This window comes from Pseudomonas sp. LG1E9, assembly GCF_003290225.1.
GTDB classification, from domain to species: domain Bacteria; phylum Pseudomonadota; class Gammaproteobacteria; order Pseudomonadales; family Pseudomonadaceae; genus Aquipseudomonas; species Aquipseudomonas cyclaminis.
Genome location: NZ_CP029983.1, coordinates 202,882 through 224,328, shown reverse-complemented (window position 1 = coordinate 224,328; position 21,447 = coordinate 202,882). Strand labels below are relative to the sequence as shown.

The following is a 21,447-nucleotide window of genomic DNA, read 5'->3' as shown; positions in this document are numbered from 1 at the left end:
AACCCTGTTGCAGACCTCCATGACCGCGCTGAAATACCTCCAGGCCTATCCCGCCGCCCTCCAGGAGCAAGTACGCCAACTGATCGCCAAGGACCAGTTGGGTGCCTACCTGGAGCAGCGCTACCCCGAGCGCCACGCGGTGCAGAGCGACAAAGCCCTGTACGCCTACGCGCTGGCCTTGAAGCAGGAACACCTGCGCAACGCGCCGGCCATCGACAAGGTGCTGTTTGATAATCGCCTGGACCTGACCCACCGCGCCCTCGGCCTGCACACCACGATTTCGCGGGTGCAGGGCGGCAACCTCAAGTCCAAGAAAGAGATCCGCATTGCTGCGTTGTTCAAGGACGCCGCGCCGGAATTTCTGCGCATGATCGTGGTGCACGAACTGGCACACTTCAAGGAATCGGACCACAACAAGGCGTTCTACAAACTCTGCGACTACATGATGCCGGGTTACCACCAGGTGGAATTCGACCTGCGGGTGTACCTCACGTATCGCGACCTGCAGGGCAAACCCTGACCGCACAAGGCGACTGACCATGGATGTGAGCAAGACCAAAAGCAGCTTCTACCGCCGCCTGTACGTGGCGTACCTGATCGACAGTGGGCTGGCCAGCAGTGTGCCGGCGCTGACCGACGCCACCGGCATGCCTCGGCGCACGGCGCAGGACACGATTGCGGCATTGGCTGACCTGGATATCGTGTGTGAATTCGAGCAAGAGGACGGTGCCCGTAACCATGCCGGGCACTATCGGATTCGTGATTGGGGCGCAATTGATCGGCGCTGGATCGAAGGCAATCTGGCTTCGGTGAAGCAGGTGTTGGGGTATCCCTGAAGGTTTTGCACTGTTTCAGCTGACGCCATCGGGGGCAAGCCCCCTCCCACATGTGGGAGGGGGCTTGCCCCCGATGAGGCCCTCAAGCCCGGCGCATACCTATATGTGGAATATCATCCTCAAGGTATTCCTCACCCGCCACCACAAACCCATACCGCCCGTAATACCCCTGCAGATGCGCCTGGGCTGACAGAAAGATCGGTGTCTCTGGCCAGATCTCGTCAATCTGCTTGAGCGTTTCTTTCATCATCGTGTGCCCCAGCCCGGTCCCCCGCGCCCCCGACGCGACGATCACCCGGCCAACTACCACATCGCCGCCTTGGGACTCTGGATCCAGCAGGCGCAGGTAGGCCACCAGTTTATCGTCTTCCCAGGCCATCAGGTGGTGGGTGTCGCCCGCCAGGTCTTGCCCGTCGATGTCTTGATAAACGCACTTCTGCTCGACAACGAAGACCTCGCCGCGCAGGCGCAGGATGGCGTACAGCTGCTCCTTGCCCAGGTCAGTGTGATGTTTGCAGACCCAATCGACTGTCATGGTGTGTTCTCACGTGAATGTCTGTTCTGGATAGTAAGCGCGGCGCGCGGTGGTGTCTAAATCAACTATTTTTGTGAGTGAAATCAATTTGCCATCATTGAGTGCATGCGCCAGCCGTTTCTTTGTGTAATCTGAGCTAATGTTAGAACCTCAGGCGCAGCCTGAGCTAAGGCCACCGCCTGTCCGCCAAGGATTTTGAGCATGCCGCGATTGTCTCGTGCCGTTGCTTTGATGGGAGTGTTGTTGCTGGCGACGCCGGCATGTGCACAGCGCCTGCGTCTGGTCGCGGATGCCTGGCCGCCCTTTACCGATGCCACGCTGATCAACGGTGGCTTGGCCACCGACATTGTCAGCACGGCCCTGGCCCGCGCCGGCTATGCCAGTGATTTCGAGCAGGTGCCTTGGGCTCGCGCGCTGATGGGCGTGGGTGACGGGCGCTATGACGTGCTGATCAACGCCTGGTACGACGACGCCCGTACGCAATTGGGGCAGTTCTCCGGCGAATACCTGCTCAACCGCGTGCGCTTTATCAAGCGCCGTGATGATCCCATCGAGTATCAGAACCTGCAGCAACTGCACGACTACCCCATCGCCGTGGTGCGCGGTTATGCGTATTCGGCGGCGTTCGATGGTGACGCGCAGTTGCAGAAAGTCCCTGTGCATAACTTTGCCATGGCTGTGCGGATGCTGGCGGCGCAGCGCGTGCGGCTGACGGTGGAGGATGAATATGTGGCGCGCTTTTACCTGTCACGGGAATCGGCGCGGGTGCGCAATTCGGTGGAGTTCCTGCCCCAGCCGCTGAGTGAAAACAGCCTGCATATCCTGGTGAGCCTGAAGAACCCAGAGCATGAGCAGATTGTCGCGAGCTTTGATCGCGAGATTGCCAAGATGAAGGCTGATGGCAGTTATGCGCGGTTGATGAAGGCTCATGGGATGTAGCGGCCTAAGCCGCGCTGGTGTCCTTGATCAAATGCGCCGCCAATGTTCGCAGCGGCCCTAGCTGCCGACAAATCAACGCCAACTGCGTCTGCACCAACCGCTGCCCTTCATCTATCTCGTCCGGCATCTGCTCCAGGTCCGCCGCCAGGGCTTCCTCGGCGTCGCTCTGGATCGCAATGGGCTGCTTGTTGGCCAGTCCTGTCGCGATTTCATCAATGCTCGTCGCGAGTGTTTTGCCCGCGCCGTCGATGAGATGCTCGCGCACTTCGGCCGGCAATTGCGTGTCGCGGTGTGCACCGAGCCCTGACAGGTAACTGAGCAAGGTGTGGGACAACACCAGGAAACGGAACCCCACATCCGCTTCCTTACGGAAATGTCCCGGTTCCATCAGCATATTGGCGAGGGTGGTCGACAGGGCCGCGTCGGCGTTGTGCGCGTTGCGGCGGGCCAGGCGGTAGGCCAGGTCGTCGCTCTTGCCGGCAGCGTATTGCTGCATGATCTGGCGCAGGTAGATGCTGTTGCAGGTCAGGGTGTTGGCCAGCACTTTGTTCAGTCGGCGGCCTTGCCAGTCCGGCAGGAACAGGAACACCGCCAGGCCCGCGATCAAGCTGCCGAGCAAGGTATCGAACAGCCTTGGCAGGAACAGCCCGTAGCCATCCCCCACCTGGTTGAAGCAGAACAGCACCATCAAGGTGATCGCTGCCGTGGCCAGGGTGTAGCGGGTGGTGCGGTTGATAAAGAACACCAGGCCAGCGGCGATGGCGAACATCGACTGCACCAAGGGGTTGGGGAACAGGTCGAACAGCGCCCAGGCCACGGTAAGGCCGATGGCGGTGCCGATAATCCGCTGGCCGAGCTTGCGCCGCGTGGCGCCGTAGTTGGGCTGGCACACAAACAGGGTGGTGAGGATGATCCAGTAACCCTGGGAAGCATGGATGGCGTGCAAGGTGCCGTAGCCGATGGTCAATGCCAGGGACAGGCGCAAGGCGTGGCGGAACAGCAGCGACGTCGGCGTCAGTTGCGTGCGCAGGCGCGTCCACATTTCCCTGAGGTTGCGCGGCGCACGGTCCAGCAGGTTGCTGTCGGTGGCGTCGGCCAGGGCGTCCGGGTTGCTCGCATCGCCCAGCAAACGGTCGAGGGTGGACAAGTTGGCCGCCAGCGCGCGCAAGGAGCGCAGCAGGCCGCGCCAGGCCGGGTTGCTCTGGATGCGCAGGTGTTCCAGGGAGGCATTCAGGTCGCTGAGGGCTTCGGCGAAGCTGTCGTCATAGATGAACGGTTGGCGCAGTTGGATCGACTCGGCCAGGGCCTGGCAGGCCTTGCCTTGCTGACGCAGCAGGCGCTGGCAGCGGAACAGCACGTCGCTGTGGAAGAACGCATCGGCGAGGGCGTTGTAAGGATAGTGGGAGGAACTGGCGCGCTCGTGGATGTCCTGGGCGAGGAAGTACAGCTTGAGGTAGCGGCTGACCTTCGACCCCGGTCGGCCGTTGCCCACGCGGTGCAGGATGATTTCCTTCGCCGCATTCAGCGCGGCCACCACCCGACCATTTTGCTGGGCCAGTTCCAGGCGGCGCGCTTCCACATCCAACTGGCGGATCGGTTCAAACAGCGACGATTTGAGCTTGAGATAGCGCCCCAACTCGCGGAACAACCGCGCCAGGCTCTGCTGCACCGGCTGGTTGGAAAACAGCGCCTGCCACAGCACCGACAACGCGCCGTACCAGGCCGCACCGGCCACCAGCAGCAATGGCTCATGCCAGAAGTCACTGACGGCGCCGCCACGCTGGTCCACGCCAATCATGGTATAGACCGACAAAATCAAGGTGGCCGAGGCAATCGCCCCATAACGTTCGCCCAAGGCGCCGAGCATGGTCAGGCCGAACGTCGCCAGGGCCAGGGAGATGGCGAAAACCCAGGGATAAGGGAACAGCAACTCCACCGACAGCGCGGCGATGCTGAAACACACCAGCGTCACGGCCAGGGCGTTGAGGCGGCCTTGCCAACTGTCGTCGGTCTCGGCCAGGGCGCTGGCGATAATCCCCAGGAACAGCGGGATCAGCAGCGTCATTTCATCCTGATACCAGCACAGCGCCATGCTGCCGGTGAGGGCGATGAATACCCGAATGCTGTAGCTGAATTTATCCAGGGCCCACAGGCGCCGCATGGACTGCTTGAACGAGGTCGATGACATGAAGTCGTGAGTCTTCCGGGACGATGCCGTTAAATTGAGCTATCAAGGACGCCACGGCAAGGGTGGTGATCACATCTCACTGCAATTTATTCCCTGGCACACCTCAAATCAAAATGTGGGAGGGGGCTTGCCCCCGATAGCAGTGTGTCAGCCAGAACATCTTTGACTGATACACCGCCATCGGGGGCAAGCCCCCTCCCACATTTGACCGAGTACATCCTCTAGGCGTACTGCGCAGCAGCGTAACCCGACGCCCACGCCCACTGGAAGTTGAACCCACCCAAGTGCCCGGTCACATCCAGCACTTCACCAATGAAGTACAACCCAGGGCTTTTCAGCGACTCCATGGTCTTGGACGACACTTCCCGCGTATCCACCCCGCCCAACGTCACCTCGGCGGTGCGATAACCCTCGGTACCCGCCGGCACCAGCTGCCAACTGCCCAGCTTCTGCGCAATGTCGGCGATCTCCGCGTGGGTGTACTGCTTCATCGGCTTGGAGACAAACCACGTCTCTGCCAGCAGGTTGGCCATCTTCTTGGTGAAGATCTCACCCAGCAAGGTTTTCAGCTCGCTGTTGGGGCGCTCGGCCTGTTGCTGTTGCAGCCAGGTGTGGGCGTCGTGGTCGGGCAGCAAGTTGATTTCCACGGTGTCGCCGGATTCCCAATACGACGAAATCTGCAGGATCGCCGGCCCGCTCAGGCCACGGTGGGTAAACAGGATGTTCTCGCGAAAGCTCTGGTCGTTGCAGCTGACCAGGCAATCCACGGAGGTGCCCGACAACTCGCCGCACAAGTCCTTGAGCTGATCGGTGATGGTGAACGGCACCAGGCCTGCGCGGGTCGGCAGTAGTTCGTGGCCGAATTGCCTGGCCACTTGATAACCAAAACCGGTGGCGCCCAGGGTCGGTATCGACAAGCCGCCGGTGGCGATCACCAGGGATTCGCAGCGCAGTTCGCCCAAGGTGGTCTGCAACTGATAGCCGCTGTCGACCTTGGCGATTTCCTGCACCGAAGTGTCCAGGTGCATGTTCACGCCCGCCTGGATGCACTCGTCGAGCAGCATGCCGAGGATGTCGCTGGACTTGTTGTCGCAGAACAGCTGGCCGAGCTTCTTCTCGTGATACGGCACGCCGTGCTTGGCCACCAGCCCAATGAAATCCCACTGGGTGTAGCGGGCCAGGGCGGATTTGCAGAAGTGCGCGTTGTGCGAGAGGAAGTTGGCAGGCTCGGTGTACATATTGGTGAAATTGCAGCGGCCACCGCCGGACATCAGGATCTTTTTGCCGGCCTTGTTCGCGTGGTCGATCAACATCACCTTGCGCCCACGCCCGGCGGCGGTCAGCGCACACATCAAGCCTGCGGCGCCGGCGCCAATGATCACAACTTCGGTCGAGCGCAAAACGGTGTCCTCATGCAAATTCTGATTTGGATCTCCATTGGTTTGGAGATTTTTTACAGGATGCGCACGCGCAACGAACGGCCTTTGATCTTGCCGTCATTCAAGCGCTGCAACGCCTGCTTGGCGATGCCACGTTCCACGGCCACGAACGCCTGGAAGTCAAAGATCGCGATCTTGCCGACCTGGGCGCCGGGGATGCCGGCGTCGCCGGTCAGTGCACCGAGGATGTCGCCCGGACGCACCTTGTCTTTACGGCCAGCGGCGATGCACAGCGTGCTCATCACCGGCAGCAACGGACCGCCGCTTTGCGGCTTGAGGTTGTCCAGTTGGTCCCAGTTCAGTGGCGACTTCTGCAGTTGCTCGATGGCCTGGGCGCGGTGCGCTTCAGACGGCGCCACCAGGCTGATGGCGATGCCGGTCTCGCCCGCACGGCCAGTCCGGCCAACGCGGTGGATGTGGATTTCCGAGTCGCGGGCCAGTTCGACGTTGATCACCATGTCCAGCGCATCAATGTCCAAACCACGGGCGGCGACGTCAGTGGCCACCAGCACTGAGGTGCTGCGGTTGGCGAACATCGCCAGCACCTGGTCACGGTCGCGCTGTTCCAGGTCGCCATGCAGGCCAACGGCGGAAATGCCCTTGGCCGTCAGGTGGTCCACGGTTTCCTGCACTTGCTGCTTGGTAAAGCAGAACGCCACGCAGGAGGCTGGGCGGAAGTGCGCCAGCACCTTGGTCACGGCGTCCATACGCTCTTCCGGCGAGATCTCGAAGAAACGCTGCTCGATCTGGTCATCGGAGTGGAAGGCTTCGGCCTTCACTTGCTGCGGTGCGCGCATGAATTTGGACGCCAACTGCTTGATGCTCACCGGGTAGGTGGCCGAAAACAGCAGGGTCTGGCGGCGTGGCGGGGTCTTGCTGATGATGTCTTCGATGGCGTCGTAGAAGCCCATGTCGAGCATGCGGTCAGCTTCGTCGAGGATCAGGGTGTTCAGGCCGTCCAGCACCAGCGAACCTTTGCGCAGGTGTTGCTGGATGCGGCCCGGAGTGCCGACGATCACGTGGGCGCCGTGTTCAAGGGACGCGATCTGCGGGCCGAGGGACACGCCGCCGCACAGGGTCAGCACCTTGATGTTGTCTTCGGCACGGGCCAGGCGACGGATTTCCTTGGCCACCTGGTCGGCCAGTTCACGGGTCGGGCACATCACCAGCGCCTGGCAGCCGAAGTAGCGCGGGTTGATCGGGTTCAACAGGCCGATACCGAATGCAGCGGTCTTGCCGCTGCCGGTCTTGGCCTGGGCAATCAGGTCCAGCCCCTTGAGGATCACCGGCAAGCTTTGCGCCTGGATCTGCGTCATCTCGACATAACCCAGCGAGTCGAGGTTAGCCAGCATGGCGGCGGAGAGCGGCAAAGTATTAAAAGCGGTGGCGATGGTGGTCACGGGACTGGCTCTGCAAAACAAAATGTCGCGCAGTGTACCAGTACCGTGGGAATTTCCCTGCAAGTTCTAGACGAGCCGCCGGTTAATGCTCGATATGTTGGTCCGGGTTGGCCACCCGTTTGCCGTCTTTTGGCGACAGTTGCAGGAAGATCGCCGCCGCCAGCATCGCCATGATGCCCACGGTGAGGAAGGTCAATTGGAAGGCGCCGAGGATACTGTCCACTCCATCATTGCCCGCTTCGGCAGTAAACCCGCCGAGCAGCGCACCGGCACAGGCCACGCCCAGGCTAAGGGACAATTGCGCCACCACCGACAGCAAACTGTTGCCGCTGCTGGCCTGGGCGTCGTCGAGGTCGATCAGGGTCACGGTGTTCATCGCGGTAAATTGCAGGGAGTTGATCGCCCCCAGCACCGCGAGCATGCCCAGCAGCAACGGGTAGGGCGTTTGTTCCGTGACCAGGCCCATGCTGGCGAGCATCAGGCCCAGCGCCAGCGTGTTGCCGGTGAGCACGATGCGATAACCCAGGCGCTCGATCAGCGGCCGCGCCACCGACTTGGCAAACATCGCCGCCGCCGCCAGGGGCAGCATGCTCATGCCGGCTTGCGACGGCGAATAGCCCAGCGCCACTTGCAACAGCAGCGGCACCAGGAACGGCAGCGCGCCGCTGCCCAGCCGGGCGAACAGGTTGCCCAGAATGCCCACGGCAAAGGTGCGCGTCTTGAACAGCACCGGCGAGAACAGCGCATTGTCGATATGCCCGGCCCGCAACCAATACGCCGCCAGGCACGCCAGCCCGCCAAACAGCAGCAACATCACCCGCAGGTGCGGCAGGTGCAGTTCGCCCAGGCCTTCCATGGCGATAGTGATCAGCACCATCGCCGCGCCGAACAGCAGGAAGCCGATGCCATCGAAGCGCGTGCGCTCGCTGCCGCGCAGGTCGGGGATGAATTTCCACACGGCGTAGCAACCGATCATGCCCACCGGCAGGTTGATCAGGAAGATCCAGTGCCAGGTCAGGTATTGCACCATCCAGCCGCCCATGGTCGGGCCGAGCAAGGGGCCGAGCAGGCCGGGAATGGTGATGAAGCCCATGATCCGCACCAGCTCGGAGCGTGGGTAAGCACGTAAGACTACAAGCCGGCCCACGGGCAGCATCAACGCACCGCCCAAACCTTGGACCACCCGCGCGCCCACCAGCATGGTCAGGCTGCTGGACAACGCGCACAGCAAGGAGCCGATGCTGAACAGCATGATCGCGCCAAAGAAGATTTTCTTGGTGCCGAAGCGGTCGGCGATCCAGCCCGACGCCGGGATCAGCAGGGCGACGGTGAGCATGTAGGCGATCACCACGCCTTGCATGCGCAGCGGGTTCTCGGCGAGGTCCCGCGCCATGGCCGGCAGTGCGGTGTTCAGAATCGTCCCATCCAGCGACTGCATGAAGAAGGCAATCGCCACCACCCAGGGGAGCCAGCGGGCGGTCTTGGCATCGAGCGGGACGCGATTCGGCATGGGAACCCTTTTGTTAGCAGGCTATGTGTTGGCGATTATGCGCCATCCGTCGCGCTTTTTCCCACTGGCGGTTCGTCTAAGTCCGACAACGTCGCGTGCTCACCCACCAGGTAATTCAGCAGGGCGCGGTGCACCGACAACGCGGCCTCGCGGGACTCCAGATCGAGCAAATGGCCGGTGTGCTCGGCCACGGCAAAGCTGCTGCGCGCCACGTACTGCTTGAACAACTGGGCTTCGGCAGCCGGGGTGTATTCGTCCAGGGCGCCGTTGAGGAAATGCACCGGCGTTTCAATCTGCCGCAGTGCGGGCAGGTAGTTGCCGTCGCCCAGGCCCAGCACCTGATGGATATGAAAGCGCGCCTGGCGGTACTCGGTGGTGGCCATGGTCGACAGGTGCCGATGGTTGTTGCGTTTGAGCCGGGGCGAAAGGTATTTGCCGACCGTCTCGTTGAGCAAGTGGCCGACGGCGGACTTGTCATCGGCCTCGATCAGCACGCGCACGCGCTCCACATAGTCGAGCATCGCTTGATTGAGGTTGGGCGCCAGGGCCATCACCACCGAGCTTTCGATGGACGGCGGGTTGTGCGCCAGGGTCAGCAGCGTGGAGATGCCGCCCCAGGAGGCCGACACCAGGTGGTTGACCTCGAAACGCTCGACCAGGGCGCGCAGCATCTGTACTTCGTCGTCCTTGGTCACCAGGTCCAGGTCGGTGTTGTGCTCGCGGGAGTAGCCGGAGAATGGCAAGTCGAACATGAGTACATTGAAATGCTCAGCCAGGCATTTGCTGGTGCGGGCGAAGGAGCGCGTGGTGGACAGCGCGCCATTGACCATCAGCACCGTCTTCTTTTGCGGGTCGTGACCCAGTTGCTCCACGTGAACGTTGTAGTGTTTGAACAGCTTTTGTATGACGAAACTTCCATGGTTCATCGCATCACTTCCGGTGTGTGGCGGTATGCCACTAACCGTTATAACGAGGTTTTTTGCAGGCGACAACAGGCTGCACGGGGAGACGTGTGAGATGGGATTTGGCGGTAGGAATAGGTGAAACGAAGTCTCTGAAATCACGCTAAGCAATGTGGGAGGGGGCAATCCGGCTCCCACATTGGGTTTGCAGTGCTTAGAGGGTTAGCGTCAGGCGTTTTACCAAGGCGCCGGGGAGCAGGTTGGACGCAGTATTGCGCTGCCCATAGGTACTGGCCGACAACAGCAACTCGCGCTCGGCGGTAAGCGCTTCCAACTGCGAACCCAGCAAGCTGTAGACACTGTCATCAAAACGCATGGTGCTGACCGGCGCCTTGATTTCGCCGTCTTCCACCCAGAACGTAGCGAAGCGCGTCATGCCGGTCAGGCGTGCGGCCGGCAGGTCGGAGTAGTTCAGGTACCACAGGTTGCTGATGTACAGGCCGGTGCCCAACTGCTTGAGGATCTCGGCCTGGGCCAGGCTGCCTGCGGCCATCTGCAAGGCGCTGGGGGATTCGTCGCTGCCGGCGCCGTTGGCGCTCAGGCCATATTCGGCGGCGCTGCGCGAGTTCACCAGTTGGCCGTCGGCCTTGCCGGCGTTGATCAGCGTGACATCGCTGCGCGGGTAGCCCTCACTGGAAAACGCCTGGCTCAGGGAGCCGTTGATCTGTTCGCTCACCGTTACCAGCGGGCTGAGGTGTTGCTCACCGGCGTACAGTTTTTGCAGCGAGCTGCCTTTGCTGGCGATGGCCTGGGCGGAGAAACCACCCCAGGTGATGATACTGATGATTTCTTCCAGTGCCGCCGGGGCCAGGTAGGCGCGGTACTCTCCGGGTGGCAGGGTATGCAACGGTCGGCCGAGGAACTCAAGCTGGTCGCGGGCCTGTTGCAAGCGGCGGGCGAATTCCGCGCTGTCCCAGGTATGCCCGGCGTAGCTGGCCTTTACCGCTTCGCCGTTGGCATGGAACAGGCTGAAATCGAAGTTGAAGCTATTGGCCTGGTGCCAGCCGAAGGCTCCGTCGGAACTGGCAAAGCCACGGCTGATCGGCCCGGCGGCATAGATCCCGACCAGGTCCACGCCGTCGGCAGCCTGGCTGATGTCCTCCAGTACGAGGCCCAGGTCGGGCAACGGCTGGGCCTGTTCGTTGTGGCTGTGCCAGGCGTTCTGGTTGAGCAATAGATACGGGTCGAGAGGCAGCAGCGGCAAGGTTTCGCGCAGCTGTTGCAGGCCGGCGGCGAGGCGCTGGCGATCCAGCTCAGGCTCGCCGGCCAGGGTGATGCCAAGGTCGGCATGGCGGCCATCGTTGATCAATTTGAGGTTGAGGCTGGCCTGCTGCACTTGCCCGGCCTGCCGCACCTTGGCGTGGTTGAAGCGCACGAACTCGGACGATTCCGCCGCGTAGCCCAGGTGAAATTGTTCCTTGTCGGTAATGGCTTGCTTGAGCCACTGCACCAATGCCGTGAAGTTGTTCATCAGGCATCTCCCCCAAATACATCAACGTTGCTGAATACGCAGGCTGGCGAGGCGTGGCCGACGCGGATCACCTGGTTGGGTTCACCCTTGCCGCAGTTCGGCGTGCCCAGCACCTTGGAGGTGCTGGCGTCACCCACTGCGCTGAGCTTGCGCCAGAACTGCGCGGAAATCGCCCGGTAGTTGGGGTTCTTCACCACGCCCTTGAGTTCGCCGTTTTCGATCAACTGGCCCCATTCGCAGCCGAACTGGAATTTATTGCGCGCATCGTCGATGGACCAGGAACGGTTGGTCGACATCAGGATGCCGCTTTCGATGCCGCCCACCAACTGCGCGAGGCTCTTGTCACCGGGCTCGATATTCAGGTTGGCCATGCGGTCGATCGGTGCGCGGTTCCAACTGCTGGCGCGGCTGTTGGCCACGCCGCTCATGCCCGATCGGAATTGCGACAGCGCTCCACCCAATGGCTTGATCAACAGCCCTTCGCGGATCAGGAATTGTTTGCTGGCGGCGGTGCCGTCGTCGTCATGGCTGTAGCTGGCGAGTTGCTCGGGAATGTCCGGGTCGAACGTCACGTTGAGCAGCCTGGAGCCGTATTGCAGGTGGCCAAAGTCGCTGGCCTTCACAAAGCTGGTGCCGGCGTAGTTGCGCTCGTCGCCGAGGATACGGTCCAGTTCCAGTGGGTGGCCGATGGACTCGTGAATCTGCAGGATCATCTGGTCCGGCATCAGCAGCAGGTCGCGCGGGCCTTGTGGCGTGTTCGGCGCGAGCAGCAGTTGCAGGGCTTCGTCGGCAATGCGCGGCGCGGCGCCGACCAGGCCGAAGCGGTTGATCACCTCAAACCCGCCTTGCTGGCCGAAGTTACTGCCGCCGAGCGTGCGGGTCTGGCTGTCGTTGCCGTCGAAGGCCGTGACGTTGACGCCGGGGAACACAAAACGCTGGGCCTGGCGCAGTTCGGCGCCGGCCGTGTTGAGGTAGATCTGCTCGACATGGGTCAGGCCGAGGCTTACATCCCAACTGACCAGACGCTCATCCCTGGGTACGGCGGCCGATTCGTCGCCGAGCAGTTGGTAGCAGTCGCTCAGGGACGGAAAGGGCTGGCTGAGATCGGGCGACAGGTAGTCGGCCACGTCGCTGGACACGTGTTGGTCGCGCAGGTCGAGCAGGGCGTGAGGCTTGATCTGCCGGGCTTGCTGTTCGGCACGCTCAAGGGCGCCTTGCAGGCCGGCAAGGGAGATATCGTTGGTCGCGGCGTAGGCTTCGACACCGTTGAGACGCACGGTGAGCATGGCGCCTTCGTCGTGGCTCAAGTGGGGCGGTTCGGCGACGTTCTTGCGCACCGACAGGTACTGGCCGGATTCGCGCACGTAGCGCAGGGAGAAGAACTCGGCGCAGGTGCGCAGGGCACTGAAGTGCCGTTTGAGTGTGGCGTGGTGGTCGAACATGGGGCCTTCCTTGTGGGCGGCTCAGCGCAGGCAGGCAGACAGAGTAGGCCTGGGCTGGGGGCTGATCAAGGGAGGTGGTTGTGCGTTGTTTGTTCGGGCCCTATCGGGGGCAAGCCCCCTCCCACATTTGGAATGTATTCACAAATCAAAGTGTGGGAGGGGGCTTGCCCCCGATGGAAGCGCCGCGGTCTATCAGTTACTGCGCAATCTCACGCATCGGCTTGCCGCGCACCGGCGCACCGCCTGCTACATAGTAGTTAGCCGTGCTGCGCGGCAATGGCTGGCGGCCACGGATCTTGTCGGCGATTTTCTCGGCGATCATGATCGTCGGCGCGTTCAGGTTGCCGGTGGTGATGATCGGCATGATCGAGGCATCGACCACACGCAGGCCTTGCATGCCATGCACGCGACCTTCGCCATCTACCACGGCCATCTCGTCGGTGCCCATCTTGCACGAGCAGGACGGGTGGAACGCGGTCTCGGCGTGCTCGCGGATGAACGTGTCCAACTGCTCATCGGTTTGCACTTCAATGCCTGGGCTGATTTCGCGGCCACGGTATTGATCCAACGCCGGCTGTTGCATGATTTCACGGGTCAGGCGGATGCCATCGCGGAATTCCTGCCAGTCCTGCTCAGTGGCCATGTAGTTGAAGAGGATGCTCGGGTAGTCCCGTGGGTTCTTCGTCTTCAGCTGGATGCGGCCACGGCTCGGCGAACGCATGGAGCCCATGTGCGCCTGGAAACCGTGCTCTTTCACGCCGTTGCTGCCGTTGTAGTTAATCGCGACCGGCAGGAAGTGGTACTGGATGTTCGGCCACTCGAACTCTTCACGGGTACGGATAAAACCGCCCGCTTCGAACTGGTTGCTGGCGCCGATACCGGTGCCGTTGAACAGCCATTCGGCGCCGATCGCCGGCTGGTTGTACCAGAGCAGCGACGGGTACAGCGACACCGGTTGGGTGCACGCATATTGCAGGTACAGCTCAAGGTGGTCCTGCAGGTTTTCACCGACGCCGGGCAGGTCGTGGACCACCGGGATGTCGAGGCTTTCCAGCAATTTGGCCGGGCCGACGCCGGAGCGTTGCAGCAGTTGCGGCGAAGCAATTGCGCCGCTGCACACCAGCACTTCCTTGCGCGCACGGGCTTCAACGCGCTCTTCAGCCGCGCCGATCAGGTAACGCACGCCAACGGCACGCTTGCCTTCGAACAGCACTTTGTCGGTGAGGGCGTGGGTGACGATGGTCAGGGTCGAACGCTTCTTGGCGGTGTCCAGGTAACCGCGTGCGGTACTGGCGCGACGGCCGTTCGGCGTGACGGTGCGGTCCATCGGGCCGAAACCTTCCTGCTGATAGCCGTTCAAGTCTTCGGTACGCGGGTAACCGGCCTGCACGCCCGCTTCAACCATGGCGTGGAACAGTGGATTGTTGCCGGCTTTAGGCGTGGTCACGCTGACCGGGCCATCGCCGCCGTGCCAGTCGTTGGGGCCGATATCGCGGGTTTCGGCCTTGCGGAAATACGGCAGGCAGTCGAGGTAGGTCCAGTTTTCCAGGCCTGGCAGCTTCGACCAGTTGTCGTAGTCCATGGCGTTGCCACGGATGTAGCACATGCCGTTGATCAGCGAGGAGCCGCCGAGGCCTTTGCCGCGACCGCACTCCATCCGGCGGCCGTCCATGTGTGGCTCTGGATCGGTCTCGTAGGCCCAGTTGTAGCGGCGGCCTTGCAGCGGGAAGGCCAGTGCGGCGGGCATCTGGGTACGGAAGTCCATGCGGTAGTCGGGGCCGCCGGCTTCCAGCAGCAGGACGGTGACGCCTTCGTCTTCGGTCAGACGGGTCGCCAGGGTGTTACCGGCAGAGCCGGCACCCACAATGATGTAATCGTATTCTTGGGACATAAATGCACCCTCTTTGGAGATGGTCAGGTCAGTCAAACAGTGGTGTCCAGGATGGGGCTGCTGCGCAGCCCGGCGCGGGGCAAGCCCGCTCACCACAAAGGCGAATCCCGTATCTGTTAGAACACCGACGCGTAATCGCCCAGCTCAACCTGTACCGATTTGATGCGGGTGAAGTTGTTCAGCGAACTGATGCCGTTCTCACGACCCACACCGGATTGTTTGTAGCCACCGACCGGCATTTTCGCGTCGGACTCGCCCCAGGCGTTGATCCAGCAGATACCGGCTTCCAACTGATGAATCACGCGGTGGGCGCGGTTCAGGTCCTTGGTGACCAGGCCGGCAGCCAGGCCGAAGTCGGTGTCGTTGGCGCGACGGATCACTTCTTCTTCAGTCTCGTAGGTGAGGATGCTCATCACCGGGCCGAAGATTTCTTCACGCACGATCACCATGTCGTCGGTGCAGTCGGTGAACACAGTCGGTGCCACGAACGCGCCTTTGGCGAAGTCGCCGTCGGTCAGGCGGTCGCCGCCGCACAGCAGGCGGGCGCCTTGCTCTTTGCCTTTGGCGATGTAGCCGAGCACGCTTTCCATGTGGGCGAAGCTGACCAGCGGGCCGAAGTTGGTGTTTTCGTCTTCCGGGTTGCCGACGCGGATGCGCGCAACACGCTCGACGATCTTGGCTTCAAAGGCTGCTTGCAGGTGCTTTGGAACAAACACGCGTGTGCCGTTGGTGCAGACCTGGCCGGAGCTGTAGAAGTTGGCCATCATCGCAGTATCGGCGGCGCGGTCGAGGTCGGCGTCGTCGAAGATGATCAGTGGGGACTTGCCGCCCAGTTCCATGGTCACGTCTTTGAGCGAAGAGCTCGACGCGCTGGCCATGACTTTCTTGCCGGTGTCGGTGCCGCCGGTGAACGAGATTTTCTCGATGCGCGGGTGCTCGGTCAGCCAGGTGCCGACTTCACGGCCGCTGCCGGTCAGGACGTTGAACACACCGTCTGGAACACCGGCTTCGGTGTAGATCTCGGCCAGTTTCAGGGTGGTCAGCGACGTCACTTCGCTTGGCTTGAAGATCATCGCGTTACCGGCAGCCAGGGCCGGTGCGGATTTCCACAGGGCGATCTGGATCGGGTAGTTCCACGCGCCGATACCGGCAACCACACCCAGCGGCTCGCGGCGGGTGTAGACGAAGGCAGTGTCGCGCAACGGGATCTGCTCGCCTTCGATGGCCGGCACCAGGCCTGCGTAGTATTCCAGCACGTCGGCGCCAGTGACGATGTCGACGTACTTGGTTTCGGAGAAGGCTTTACCGGTGTCCAGGGTTTCCAGGGCGGCCAGCTCATCGTTGCGCTCGCGCAGGATGTCCACGGCACGACGCAGGATGCGCGAACGCTCCATGGCGGTCATGGCGGCCCAGATTTTCTGGCCTTTCTCGGCGCTGACCACGGCACGTTCAACGTCTTCTTTCGTTGCGCGTTGCACTTGGGCGAGAACTTCACCGTTAGCCGGGTTGATGGCTTCGAAGGTGGCATCGCTGCCAGCGTCGCTGTAGCCGCCGTCAATGTAGAGTTTTTGCAGTTCGAAACGGGCCATAAAGTCCTCGCAAGTGCATAAGTGGTTGGCGTTGACCGCCGCCAAGTGGGCCATGAGGGTGTGGCAACACTGAGCGACGGCAGTTCAGGGGTTGAGCGGTTATGTGTGCTCTAACTCACCTGCTTGGCCAATTGGAAATCCATGTATTCGTAAGCGATCCGTTGCGCCTGCGCTGTGTCGAAAGCGTCTCCCGACAGGGCGCCGCGCAACCACAAACCGTCGATCAGGGCCGCCAGGCCTCGGGCTGCTTTGCGTGCGTGCGGCAGCGGCAGCGTTCGGCGGAACTGGCAGCACAGGTTGGAATACAGACGTTGATCGTTGATCCGCTGCAACCTGTGCAATGACGGGTGGTGCATGCTGGTGGCCCAGAAGGCCAACCAGGTTTTCATTGCCGGGCCGTTGACCTGGCTGGCATCGAAGTTGCCCTCGATGATCACCTGAAGATGTGCCCGTGGGCTGTCGTCCGTGAGCGCAAGCCTGCGTTCGTGGACGTTCTCAATCAGCGCGTTCATCAAGTAGCGCATCGTCGCTGCAATAAGGCCGTTCTTGTCCTTGAAGTAGTGACTGATGATGCCGTTCGAAACGCCGGCCAGACGGGCGATCAGCGCAATGCTGGCATCGCCCATCCCGACCTGATCGATGGCCGTCAGCGTGGCTTCGATCAACTGCTGGCGGCGTATGGGTTGCATACCGACCTTGGGCATGTAGCACCTCTCCTTAGGCCTGCCGATGGGCGATGAACGTCCGTCGGCTTGATGGCCAGTCTATTTTGTTTTGATTGAACGTTCAATCAACAAAGAATAAGCTCTGCGACAAATGGTCGCTGCCTACAGGTATTTCCTACCCGGGAGCTGCGACATCTGACACCTGGAAAACCCTTGAAACAGGCCACCTGAGCGCCTGGCACCGCATCGACGGGGCGCAAGAATTTTCGGGGTGTCTTTATAACACCCGTCCGTCGACTGCCGAAAAATCGATGGCCTGGGATAACCGTTGCCTTGTGTTTCTCTCTCGCACTGCCCGGAGCATCTGCGCCATGAGTTCTGCCTCTCTTATAAAGACCCCGCCGGAAAAGGTGCGGGTCAACGGTTGGGTGTTCTACACCTCCACCGCGCTGATCCTGTTGTTGACCGCCATCCTGATCATCGCCCCGCAGGAGGCCGGGCGCATGCTCGGCATTGCCCAGGCGTGGCTGTCGAAAAGCTTCGGCTGGTACTACATGGTGGTCATCGCCGCTTACCTGGTATTCGTGGTGGGCCTGGCGTTTTCGTCCTACGGCAAGTTGAAACTGGGCAGCAAGGACGACACGCCGGATTTCAGCTACGGCGCCTGGGCCGGCATGCTGTTCTCGTCGGGCATCGGCATCTCGTTGCTGTACTTCGGCGCCTCGGAGCCGTTGGATCACTACTTCAACCCGCCCGAAGGCGCGGCCGCCAGCAATGGTGCGGCGCGTCAGGCGTTGCAACTGACCTTCCTGCATTGGGGCCTGCATGGCTGGGCGATCTATGCCTTGGTCGGCCTGGCCGTGGCCTACTTTGCCTACCGCCACAACCAGCCGCTGGCCTTGCGCTCGGCGTTGTACCCGCTGATGGGCGAGCGCTGGGTCAAAGGTGCGGCTGGCCACGCGGTGGACGGTTTCGGCATGTTCGTGACCCTGCTGGGTCTGGTGACCAACCTGGGGATTGGCTCGCTGCAAGTGTCGTCCGGGCTGGAAAACCTGTTCGGCATGGAACACAGCAACACCAACCTGCTGATCGTGATCATCGTGATGAGCACCGTGGCGACCATCGCCGCCGTGTCGGGTGTGGAGAACGGCATTCGTCGCTTGTCCAACCTCAACATCGTGCTGTTCAGCGGTTTGCTGATCTTTGTGCTGCTGTTCGGCCCGACCCTGCACCTGCTCAATGGCCTGGTGCAGAACACCGGTGACTACCTCAACGGCATCGTGCTGAAAACCTTCGACCTGTATGTGTACGAAGGCGACGGTGAGAAGACCGAGCGCTGGATGGGCCTGTGGACCCTGTTCTACTGGGCCTGGTGGATTTCCTGGGCGCCATTCGTAGGCATGTTCATCGCGCGTATTTCCCGTGGTCGTACGGTGCGTGAACTGGTGGCCGGCGTGCTGCTGATCCCGCTGGGCTTTACCCTGGCGTGGCTGTCGATCTTCGGTAACTCGGCGCTGGACCTGGTGCTGAACCAGGGGGCGGTGGAGTTGGGCAAGACGGCCCTGGAACAACCGTCCATGGCGATCTACCAACTGCTGGAGCACTACCCGGCGTCGAAAATCGTCATCGGTGTGTCGATCTTTGTGGGCTTCGTGCTGTTCCTGACCCCGGCGGATTCCGGCGCGGTGATGATGGCCAACCTTTCGTGCAAAGGCGGCAACGTGGATGAAGATGCGCCGCACTGGCTGCGGATCTTCTGGTCGGCGGTGATCACCCTGGTGACCATCGGACTGCTGTTTGCCGGCAACTTCGAAGCCATGCAAACCATGGTGGTGTTGGCGGGGCTGCCGTTTTCGGTGGTGCTGATTTTCTTCATGTTCGGTTTGCACAAGGCCATGCGCCAGGACGCGGCGATCGAACAGGAGCAGGCGCAATTGGCTGAACGTGGGCGTCGTGGTTTCAGCGAGCGTTTGACCGCCCTGGATCTGCAACCGAGCCAGGCCACCGTGCAGCGCTTTATGGACAAGCACGTAACGCCGGCGCTGGAAGAAGCCGCGATTGCGCTGCGTGATCAGGGGCTGGAAGTGCAGACGCTGCTGGGTAAATCCAAGCGCTGCATCGGTGTGCGGATCGAGATGGAAGAGGGCAACCCGTTTGTCTACGAAGTGAGCCTGGACGCTTACTCGGCGGCGCCGAGCGACTTGCCTGAAGAAGAACGCACCCGCTATTACCGTGCCGAGGTGTACCTGCACAACGGGCCTCAAGAGTACGACCTGATGGGCTTCGCCCAGGAGCAGATTACCCGGGACGTGCTCGATCAGTTTGAAAGCCATCGGCAGCTCCTTGGCCGTGTCTATAGCTGATAGTTGAAAGCCTTGTGGTGTCCTCACTGACACCATTGATTTCAAATGTGGGAGGGGGCTTGCCCCCGATAGCAGTGTGTCAGTCAGTACATTTGTTACTGATGCACCGCCATCGGGGGCAAGCCCCCTCCCACATTGGTTTTGCAGTGTTTGTTAGCCCAGGTTCTTGCCGAGGAGGGCGTGATACAGCTCGCTGTCCCCCAGAATCCCCACCACCTTGTTGTTGTCATGCAACACCAGCTTATTCCCCGTCTGGTAGCGAATCTGCAACGCATCGCGCATGCCGATATTCGAGTCCACCAGCGTCGGCACCCGGCCTAAACCTTCAACCGCTTGCCCCGGCGCCCAGTTCTGCAGGTTCATCACCACGCCATTCTGGCGAGCGCCCTGGATGGTGTTGCCTTCGGCCAGGTCCAGCCACGAGTCGCCGCCCGGATCGAGGCACACCGAACCATTCACACGTTTGCAGTTGTCCAGCGTGCGCATCAGGCTGCGGCCGCAGAGCACGTTCAGCGGGTTGGTATGCGCGACGAAGGTGCGCACATAGTCGTCCGCCGGGTTGAGTACGATCTCTTCCGGCACGCTGTACTGGATGATCTTGCCGTCTTTCATGATCGCGATGCGGCTGCCCAGCTTGAGCGCCTCGTCGAGGTCGTGACTCACGAACACGATGGTCTTGCTCAGCTTGCGTTGCAGTTCCAGCAACTCGTCCTGCAAACCCTGGCGGATCAGCGGGTCGAGGGCGGAGAAGGGTTCGTCCATCAGCAGGATGTCGGCGTCCATCGCCAAGGCGCGGGCCAGGCCGACACGCTGTTGCATGCCACCCGAGAGCTCGTCCGGCTTCTTGTTGCGCCACTGGGTCAGGCCCACCAGCTCAAGTTTCTCGTCCACCAGCTTGCGCCGTTCTTTCTCGGGACGGCCCTGCATTTCCAGGCCGAAGCTGATGTTTTCGCGCACCGTCAGCCACGGCATCAGGGCGAACTTCTGGAACACCATGGCGATGCGCTTGGTGCGCATCATTTTCAGCTCGGCCGGGGTGCAGGAGGCGATGTCGATCTGGCGACCTTCATGCTCTACAAACAACTGGCCACGGCTGACGGTGTTGAGGCCGTTGATGCAGCGCAGCAGGCTCGACTTGCCGGAGCCCGACAGGCCCATCAGCACGCAGATTTCGCCTTTCTGTACATCCAGGCTGGCTTTTTCCACGCCGACGATCTGCCCGGTCTTTTTCAGGATCTCGTTACGGCTCATGCCCTGATCCAGCAGCTTGAGGGCTTCGCGTGGGTCTTTGGAGAAGATCACATCGACATTGTCGAATCGGATAATGCTCATGCATCACCCCCTACTTTGGCGTCGGGTTGTTTGCAGATGCGGTCGAGCATGATGGCCAGCAGCACGATCGCCAGGCCCGCTTCAAAGCCCAGGGCGATGTCGGCGGTGTTCAGCGCGTTGACCACCGGCTTGCCGAGGCCATCGGCGCCGACCAGCGCGGCGATCACCACCATCGACAGCGACAGCATGATGCATTGGGTAATGCCGGCGGCAATGCTCGGCATGGCGTGGGGCAGTTCAATGCGCGAGAGCAACTGACGGCGCGAGCAGCCAAAGGCCTTGCCGGCGTCCATCAACTCTTGCGGTACATCACGGATACCCAGGTAGGTCAGGCGGATCGGCGCGGCAATCGCGAACACCACCGTGGAGATCAACCCAGGCACCACACCCAGCCCGAAGAGGGTCAGGGTAGGGATGAGGTAGACGAAGGTCGGTACGGTCTGCATCAGATCGAGCACCGGCCGCATCATGGTGTAGAACATCGGTTTGTGCGCGGCAACAATGCCCAGCGGCACGCCGATGACCACGCAGACCAGGGTGGCGAACAGCACCTGCGCCAGGGTCTCCATGGTTTCCTGCCAGTACCCCAGGTTGAGGATCAGCAGGAAGGAGGCAATGACAAAAACAGTCAGTCCCCATTTACGTTGAATAAAGTGAGCCAGCAGCGCAATCAGACCGATCAATGCCAGCGGATTGAACCAGGTCAGCGCAAACGTCACGCCGTGGATCATCGTTTCCAGTGTCGATGCGATTGCGTCGAAGTAGTTGGCGCCGTGTTGGGTCAACCATTCGACGAAGGCAGCGATGTACTGGCCTAGTGGGATTTTCTGTTCAGTCAGCATGGTAGTGAATGTCCACATGCGAAGAGGGAAAACATCCCGGGGC

General features: G+C 61.5%; 17 protein-coding genes. 4 read left to right on the top strand and 13 right to left on the bottom strand.

Translation table 11 applies throughout. From position 1 onward, the window contains the following. The first annotated feature begins 19 nt into the window (after nt 1-19). Nucleotides 20-520 (top strand): M48 family metallopeptidase, encoded by a 501-nt coding sequence (locus tag DNK50_RS01200; protein WP_017735682.1) that lies wholly within the window; start codon nt 20-22, stop codon nt 518-520. 19 nt (nt 521-539) lie between these two features. Then, nucleotides 540-836, top strand: coding sequence for a helix-turn-helix domain-containing protein (locus DNK50_RS01195; RefSeq protein WP_099585782.1), 297 nt, complete (start codon nt 540-542; stop codon nt 834-836). Nucleotides 837-918: 82 nt separating this feature from the next. On the opposite strand, the gene DNK50_RS01190 is transcribed toward DNK50_RS01195, so the two are convergent. After that, on the bottom strand, nt 919-1,371 hold the full coding sequence (locus DNK50_RS01190; protein WP_112192640.1) for a GNAT family N-acetyltransferase: 453 nt from the start codon (nt 1,369-1,371) through the stop codon (nt 919-921). A 201-nt stretch (nt 1,372-1,572) separates the two neighbouring features. On the opposite strand from DNK50_RS01190, the gene DNK50_RS01185 reads away from it, so the two are divergent. Then, nucleotides 1,573-2,310: an ABC transporter substrate-binding protein gene (locus tag DNK50_RS01185; protein ID WP_112192639.1), complete on the top strand. Its 738-nt coding sequence runs from the start codon at nt 1,573-1,575 to the stop codon at nt 2,308-2,310. Between the two features lie 4 nt (nt 2,311-2,314). On the opposite strand, the gene yccS is transcribed toward DNK50_RS01185, so the two are convergent. The 10 genes from yccS to betI form a co-directional block, all read right to left on the bottom strand. Then, nucleotides 2,315-4,498, bottom strand: a complete 2,184-nt coding sequence (gene yccS, locus DNK50_RS01180; protein WP_099585779.1) for a YccS family putative transporter — start codon at nt 4,496-4,498, stop codon at nt 2,315-2,317. 221 nt (nt 4,499-4,719) lie between these two features. Then, nucleotides 4,720-5,898 (bottom strand): NAD(P)/FAD-dependent oxidoreductase, encoded by a 1,179-nt coding sequence (locus tag DNK50_RS01175; RefSeq protein WP_099585778.1) that lies wholly within the window; start codon nt 5,896-5,898, stop codon nt 4,720-4,722. A gap of 53 nt (nt 5,899-5,951) precedes the next feature. Then, entirely contained in the window at nt 5,952-7,289 is a 1,338-nt protein-coding gene (gene dbpA / locus DNK50_RS01170; RefSeq protein WP_244643590.1) for an ATP-dependent RNA helicase DbpA, read from the bottom strand. Between the two features lie 130 nt (nt 7,290-7,419). Continuing rightward, the gene (gene mdtD, locus DNK50_RS01165; protein WP_099585776.1) at nt 7,420-8,847 is read right to left on the bottom strand and encodes a multidrug transporter subunit MdtD; all 1,428 of its coding nucleotides are present in this window, start codon (nt 8,845-8,847) and stop codon (nt 7,420-7,422) included. Between the two features lie 35 nt (nt 8,848-8,882). Beyond that, nucleotides 8,883-9,773 (bottom strand): alpha/beta fold hydrolase, encoded by an 891-nt coding sequence (locus DNK50_RS01160; protein ID WP_099585775.1) that lies wholly within the window; start codon nt 9,771-9,773, stop codon nt 8,883-8,885. Between the two features lie 190 nt (nt 9,774-9,963). Beyond that, the gene (locus DNK50_RS01155; RefSeq protein ID WP_112192638.1) at nt 9,964-11,280 is read right to left on the bottom strand and encodes a TldD/PmbA family protein; all 1,317 of its coding nucleotides are present in this window, start codon (nt 11,278-11,280) and stop codon (nt 9,964-9,966) included. After that, the gene (locus DNK50_RS01150) at nt 11,280-12,722 is read right to left on the bottom strand and encodes a TldD/PmbA family protein (protein WP_112192637.1); all 1,443 of its coding nucleotides are present in this window, start codon (nt 12,720-12,722) and stop codon (nt 11,280-11,282) included. Before DNK50_RS01150 ends, DNK50_RS01155 begins: the two co-directional genes overlap by 1 nt. A gap of 196 nt (nt 12,723-12,918) precedes the next feature. Beyond that, nucleotides 12,919-14,613 carry a choline dehydrogenase gene (gene betA / locus DNK50_RS01145; RefSeq protein WP_112192636.1) on the bottom strand — a complete coding sequence of 565 codons (1,695 nt, stop codon included), beginning with the start codon at nt 14,611-14,613 and terminating at the stop codon, nt 12,919-12,921. Between the two features lie 116 nt (nt 14,614-14,729). After that, nucleotides 14,730-16,202: a betaine-aldehyde dehydrogenase gene (betB, locus tag DNK50_RS01140; RefSeq protein WP_099586236.1), complete on the bottom strand. Its 1,473-nt coding sequence runs from the start codon at nt 16,200-16,202 to the stop codon at nt 14,730-14,732. 110 nt (nt 16,203-16,312) lie between these two features. Then, the gene (gene betI, locus DNK50_RS01135) at nt 16,313-16,906 is read right to left on the bottom strand and encodes a transcriptional regulator BetI (RefSeq protein ID WP_032884029.1); all 594 of its coding nucleotides are present in this window, start codon (nt 16,904-16,906) and stop codon (nt 16,313-16,315) included. A 389-nt stretch (nt 16,907-17,295) separates the two neighbouring features. Between betI and DNK50_RS01130 the strand changes: the two genes are divergently transcribed. Further along, entirely contained in the window at nt 17,296-19,230 is a 1,935-nt protein-coding gene (locus DNK50_RS01130; RefSeq protein WP_250926185.1) for a BCCT family transporter, read from the top strand. A 153-nt stretch (nt 19,231-19,383) separates the two neighbouring features. On the opposite strand, the gene choV is transcribed toward DNK50_RS01130, so the two are convergent. Both choV and choW read right to left on the bottom strand, forming a co-directional pair. Next, the gene (choV, locus tag DNK50_RS01125) at nt 19,384-20,562 is read right to left on the bottom strand and encodes a choline ABC transporter ATP-binding protein (protein WP_099585770.1); all 1,179 of its coding nucleotides are present in this window, start codon (nt 20,560-20,562) and stop codon (nt 19,384-19,386) included. Continuing rightward, nucleotides 20,559-21,404 carry a choline ABC transporter permease subunit gene (gene choW, locus DNK50_RS01120; protein ID WP_010207125.1) on the bottom strand — a complete coding sequence of 282 codons (846 nt, stop codon included), beginning with the start codon at nt 21,402-21,404 and terminating at the stop codon, nt 20,559-20,561. Before choW ends, choV begins: the two co-directional genes overlap by 4 nt. Nucleotides 21,405-21,447: the final 43 nt, after the last annotated feature.

What these genes read in the sequence shown, in the direction of transcription:
- DNK50_RS01150 (WP_112192637.1), bottom strand. Translation starts at nt 12,722, where the DNA reads ATGTTCGACCACCACGCCACACTCAAACGGCACTTCAGTGCCCTGCGC.
- betB (WP_099586236.1), bottom strand. Translation starts at nt 16,202, where the DNA reads ATGGCCCGTTTCGAACTGCAAAAACTCTACATTGACGGCGGCTACAGC.
- DNK50_RS01185 (WP_112192639.1), top strand. Translation starts at nt 1,573, where the DNA reads ATGCCGCGATTGTCTCGTGCCGTTGCTTTGATGGGAGTGTTGTTGCTG.
- betA (WP_112192636.1), bottom strand. Translation starts at nt 14,613, where the DNA reads ATGTCCCAAGAATACGATTACATCATTGTGGGTGCCGGCTCTGCCGGT.
- DNK50_RS01190 (WP_112192640.1), bottom strand. Translation starts at nt 1,371, where the DNA reads ATGACAGTCGATTGGGTCTGCAAACATCACACTGACCTGGGCAAGGAG.
- choV (WP_099585770.1), bottom strand. Translation starts at nt 20,562, where the DNA reads ATGAGCATTATCCGATTCGACAATGTCGATGTGATCTTCTCCAAAGAC.
- yccS (WP_099585779.1), bottom strand. Translation starts at nt 4,498, where the DNA reads ATGTCATCGACCTCGTTCAAGCAGTCCATGCGGCGCCTGTGGGCCCTG.
- dbpA (WP_244643590.1), bottom strand. Translation starts at nt 7,289, where the DNA reads ATGCTGGCTAACCTCGACTCGCTGGGTTATGTCGAGATGACGCAGATC.
- DNK50_RS01155 (WP_112192638.1), bottom strand. Translation starts at nt 11,280, where the DNA reads ATGAACAACTTCACGGCATTGGTGCAGTGGCTCAAGCAAGCCATTACC.
- mdtD (WP_099585776.1), bottom strand. Translation starts at nt 8,847, where the DNA reads ATGCCGAATCGCGTCCCGCTCGATGCCAAGACCGCCCGCTGGCTCCCC.
- DNK50_RS01160 (WP_099585775.1), bottom strand. Translation starts at nt 9,773, where the DNA reads ATGAACCATGGAAGTTTCGTCATACAAAAGCTGTTCAAACACTACAAC.
- DNK50_RS01200 (WP_017735682.1), top strand. Translation starts at nt 20, where the DNA reads ATGACCGCGCTGAAATACCTCCAGGCCTATCCCGCCGCCCTCCAGGAG.
- DNK50_RS01195 (WP_099585782.1), top strand. Translation starts at nt 540, where the DNA reads ATGGATGTGAGCAAGACCAAAAGCAGCTTCTACCGCCGCCTGTACGTG.
- betI (WP_032884029.1), bottom strand. Translation starts at nt 16,906, where the DNA reads ATGCCCAAGGTCGGTATGCAACCCATACGCCGCCAGCAGTTGATCGAA.
- choW (WP_010207125.1), bottom strand. Translation starts at nt 21,404, where the DNA reads ATGCTGACTGAACAGAAAATCCCACTAGGCCAGTACATCGCTGCCTTC.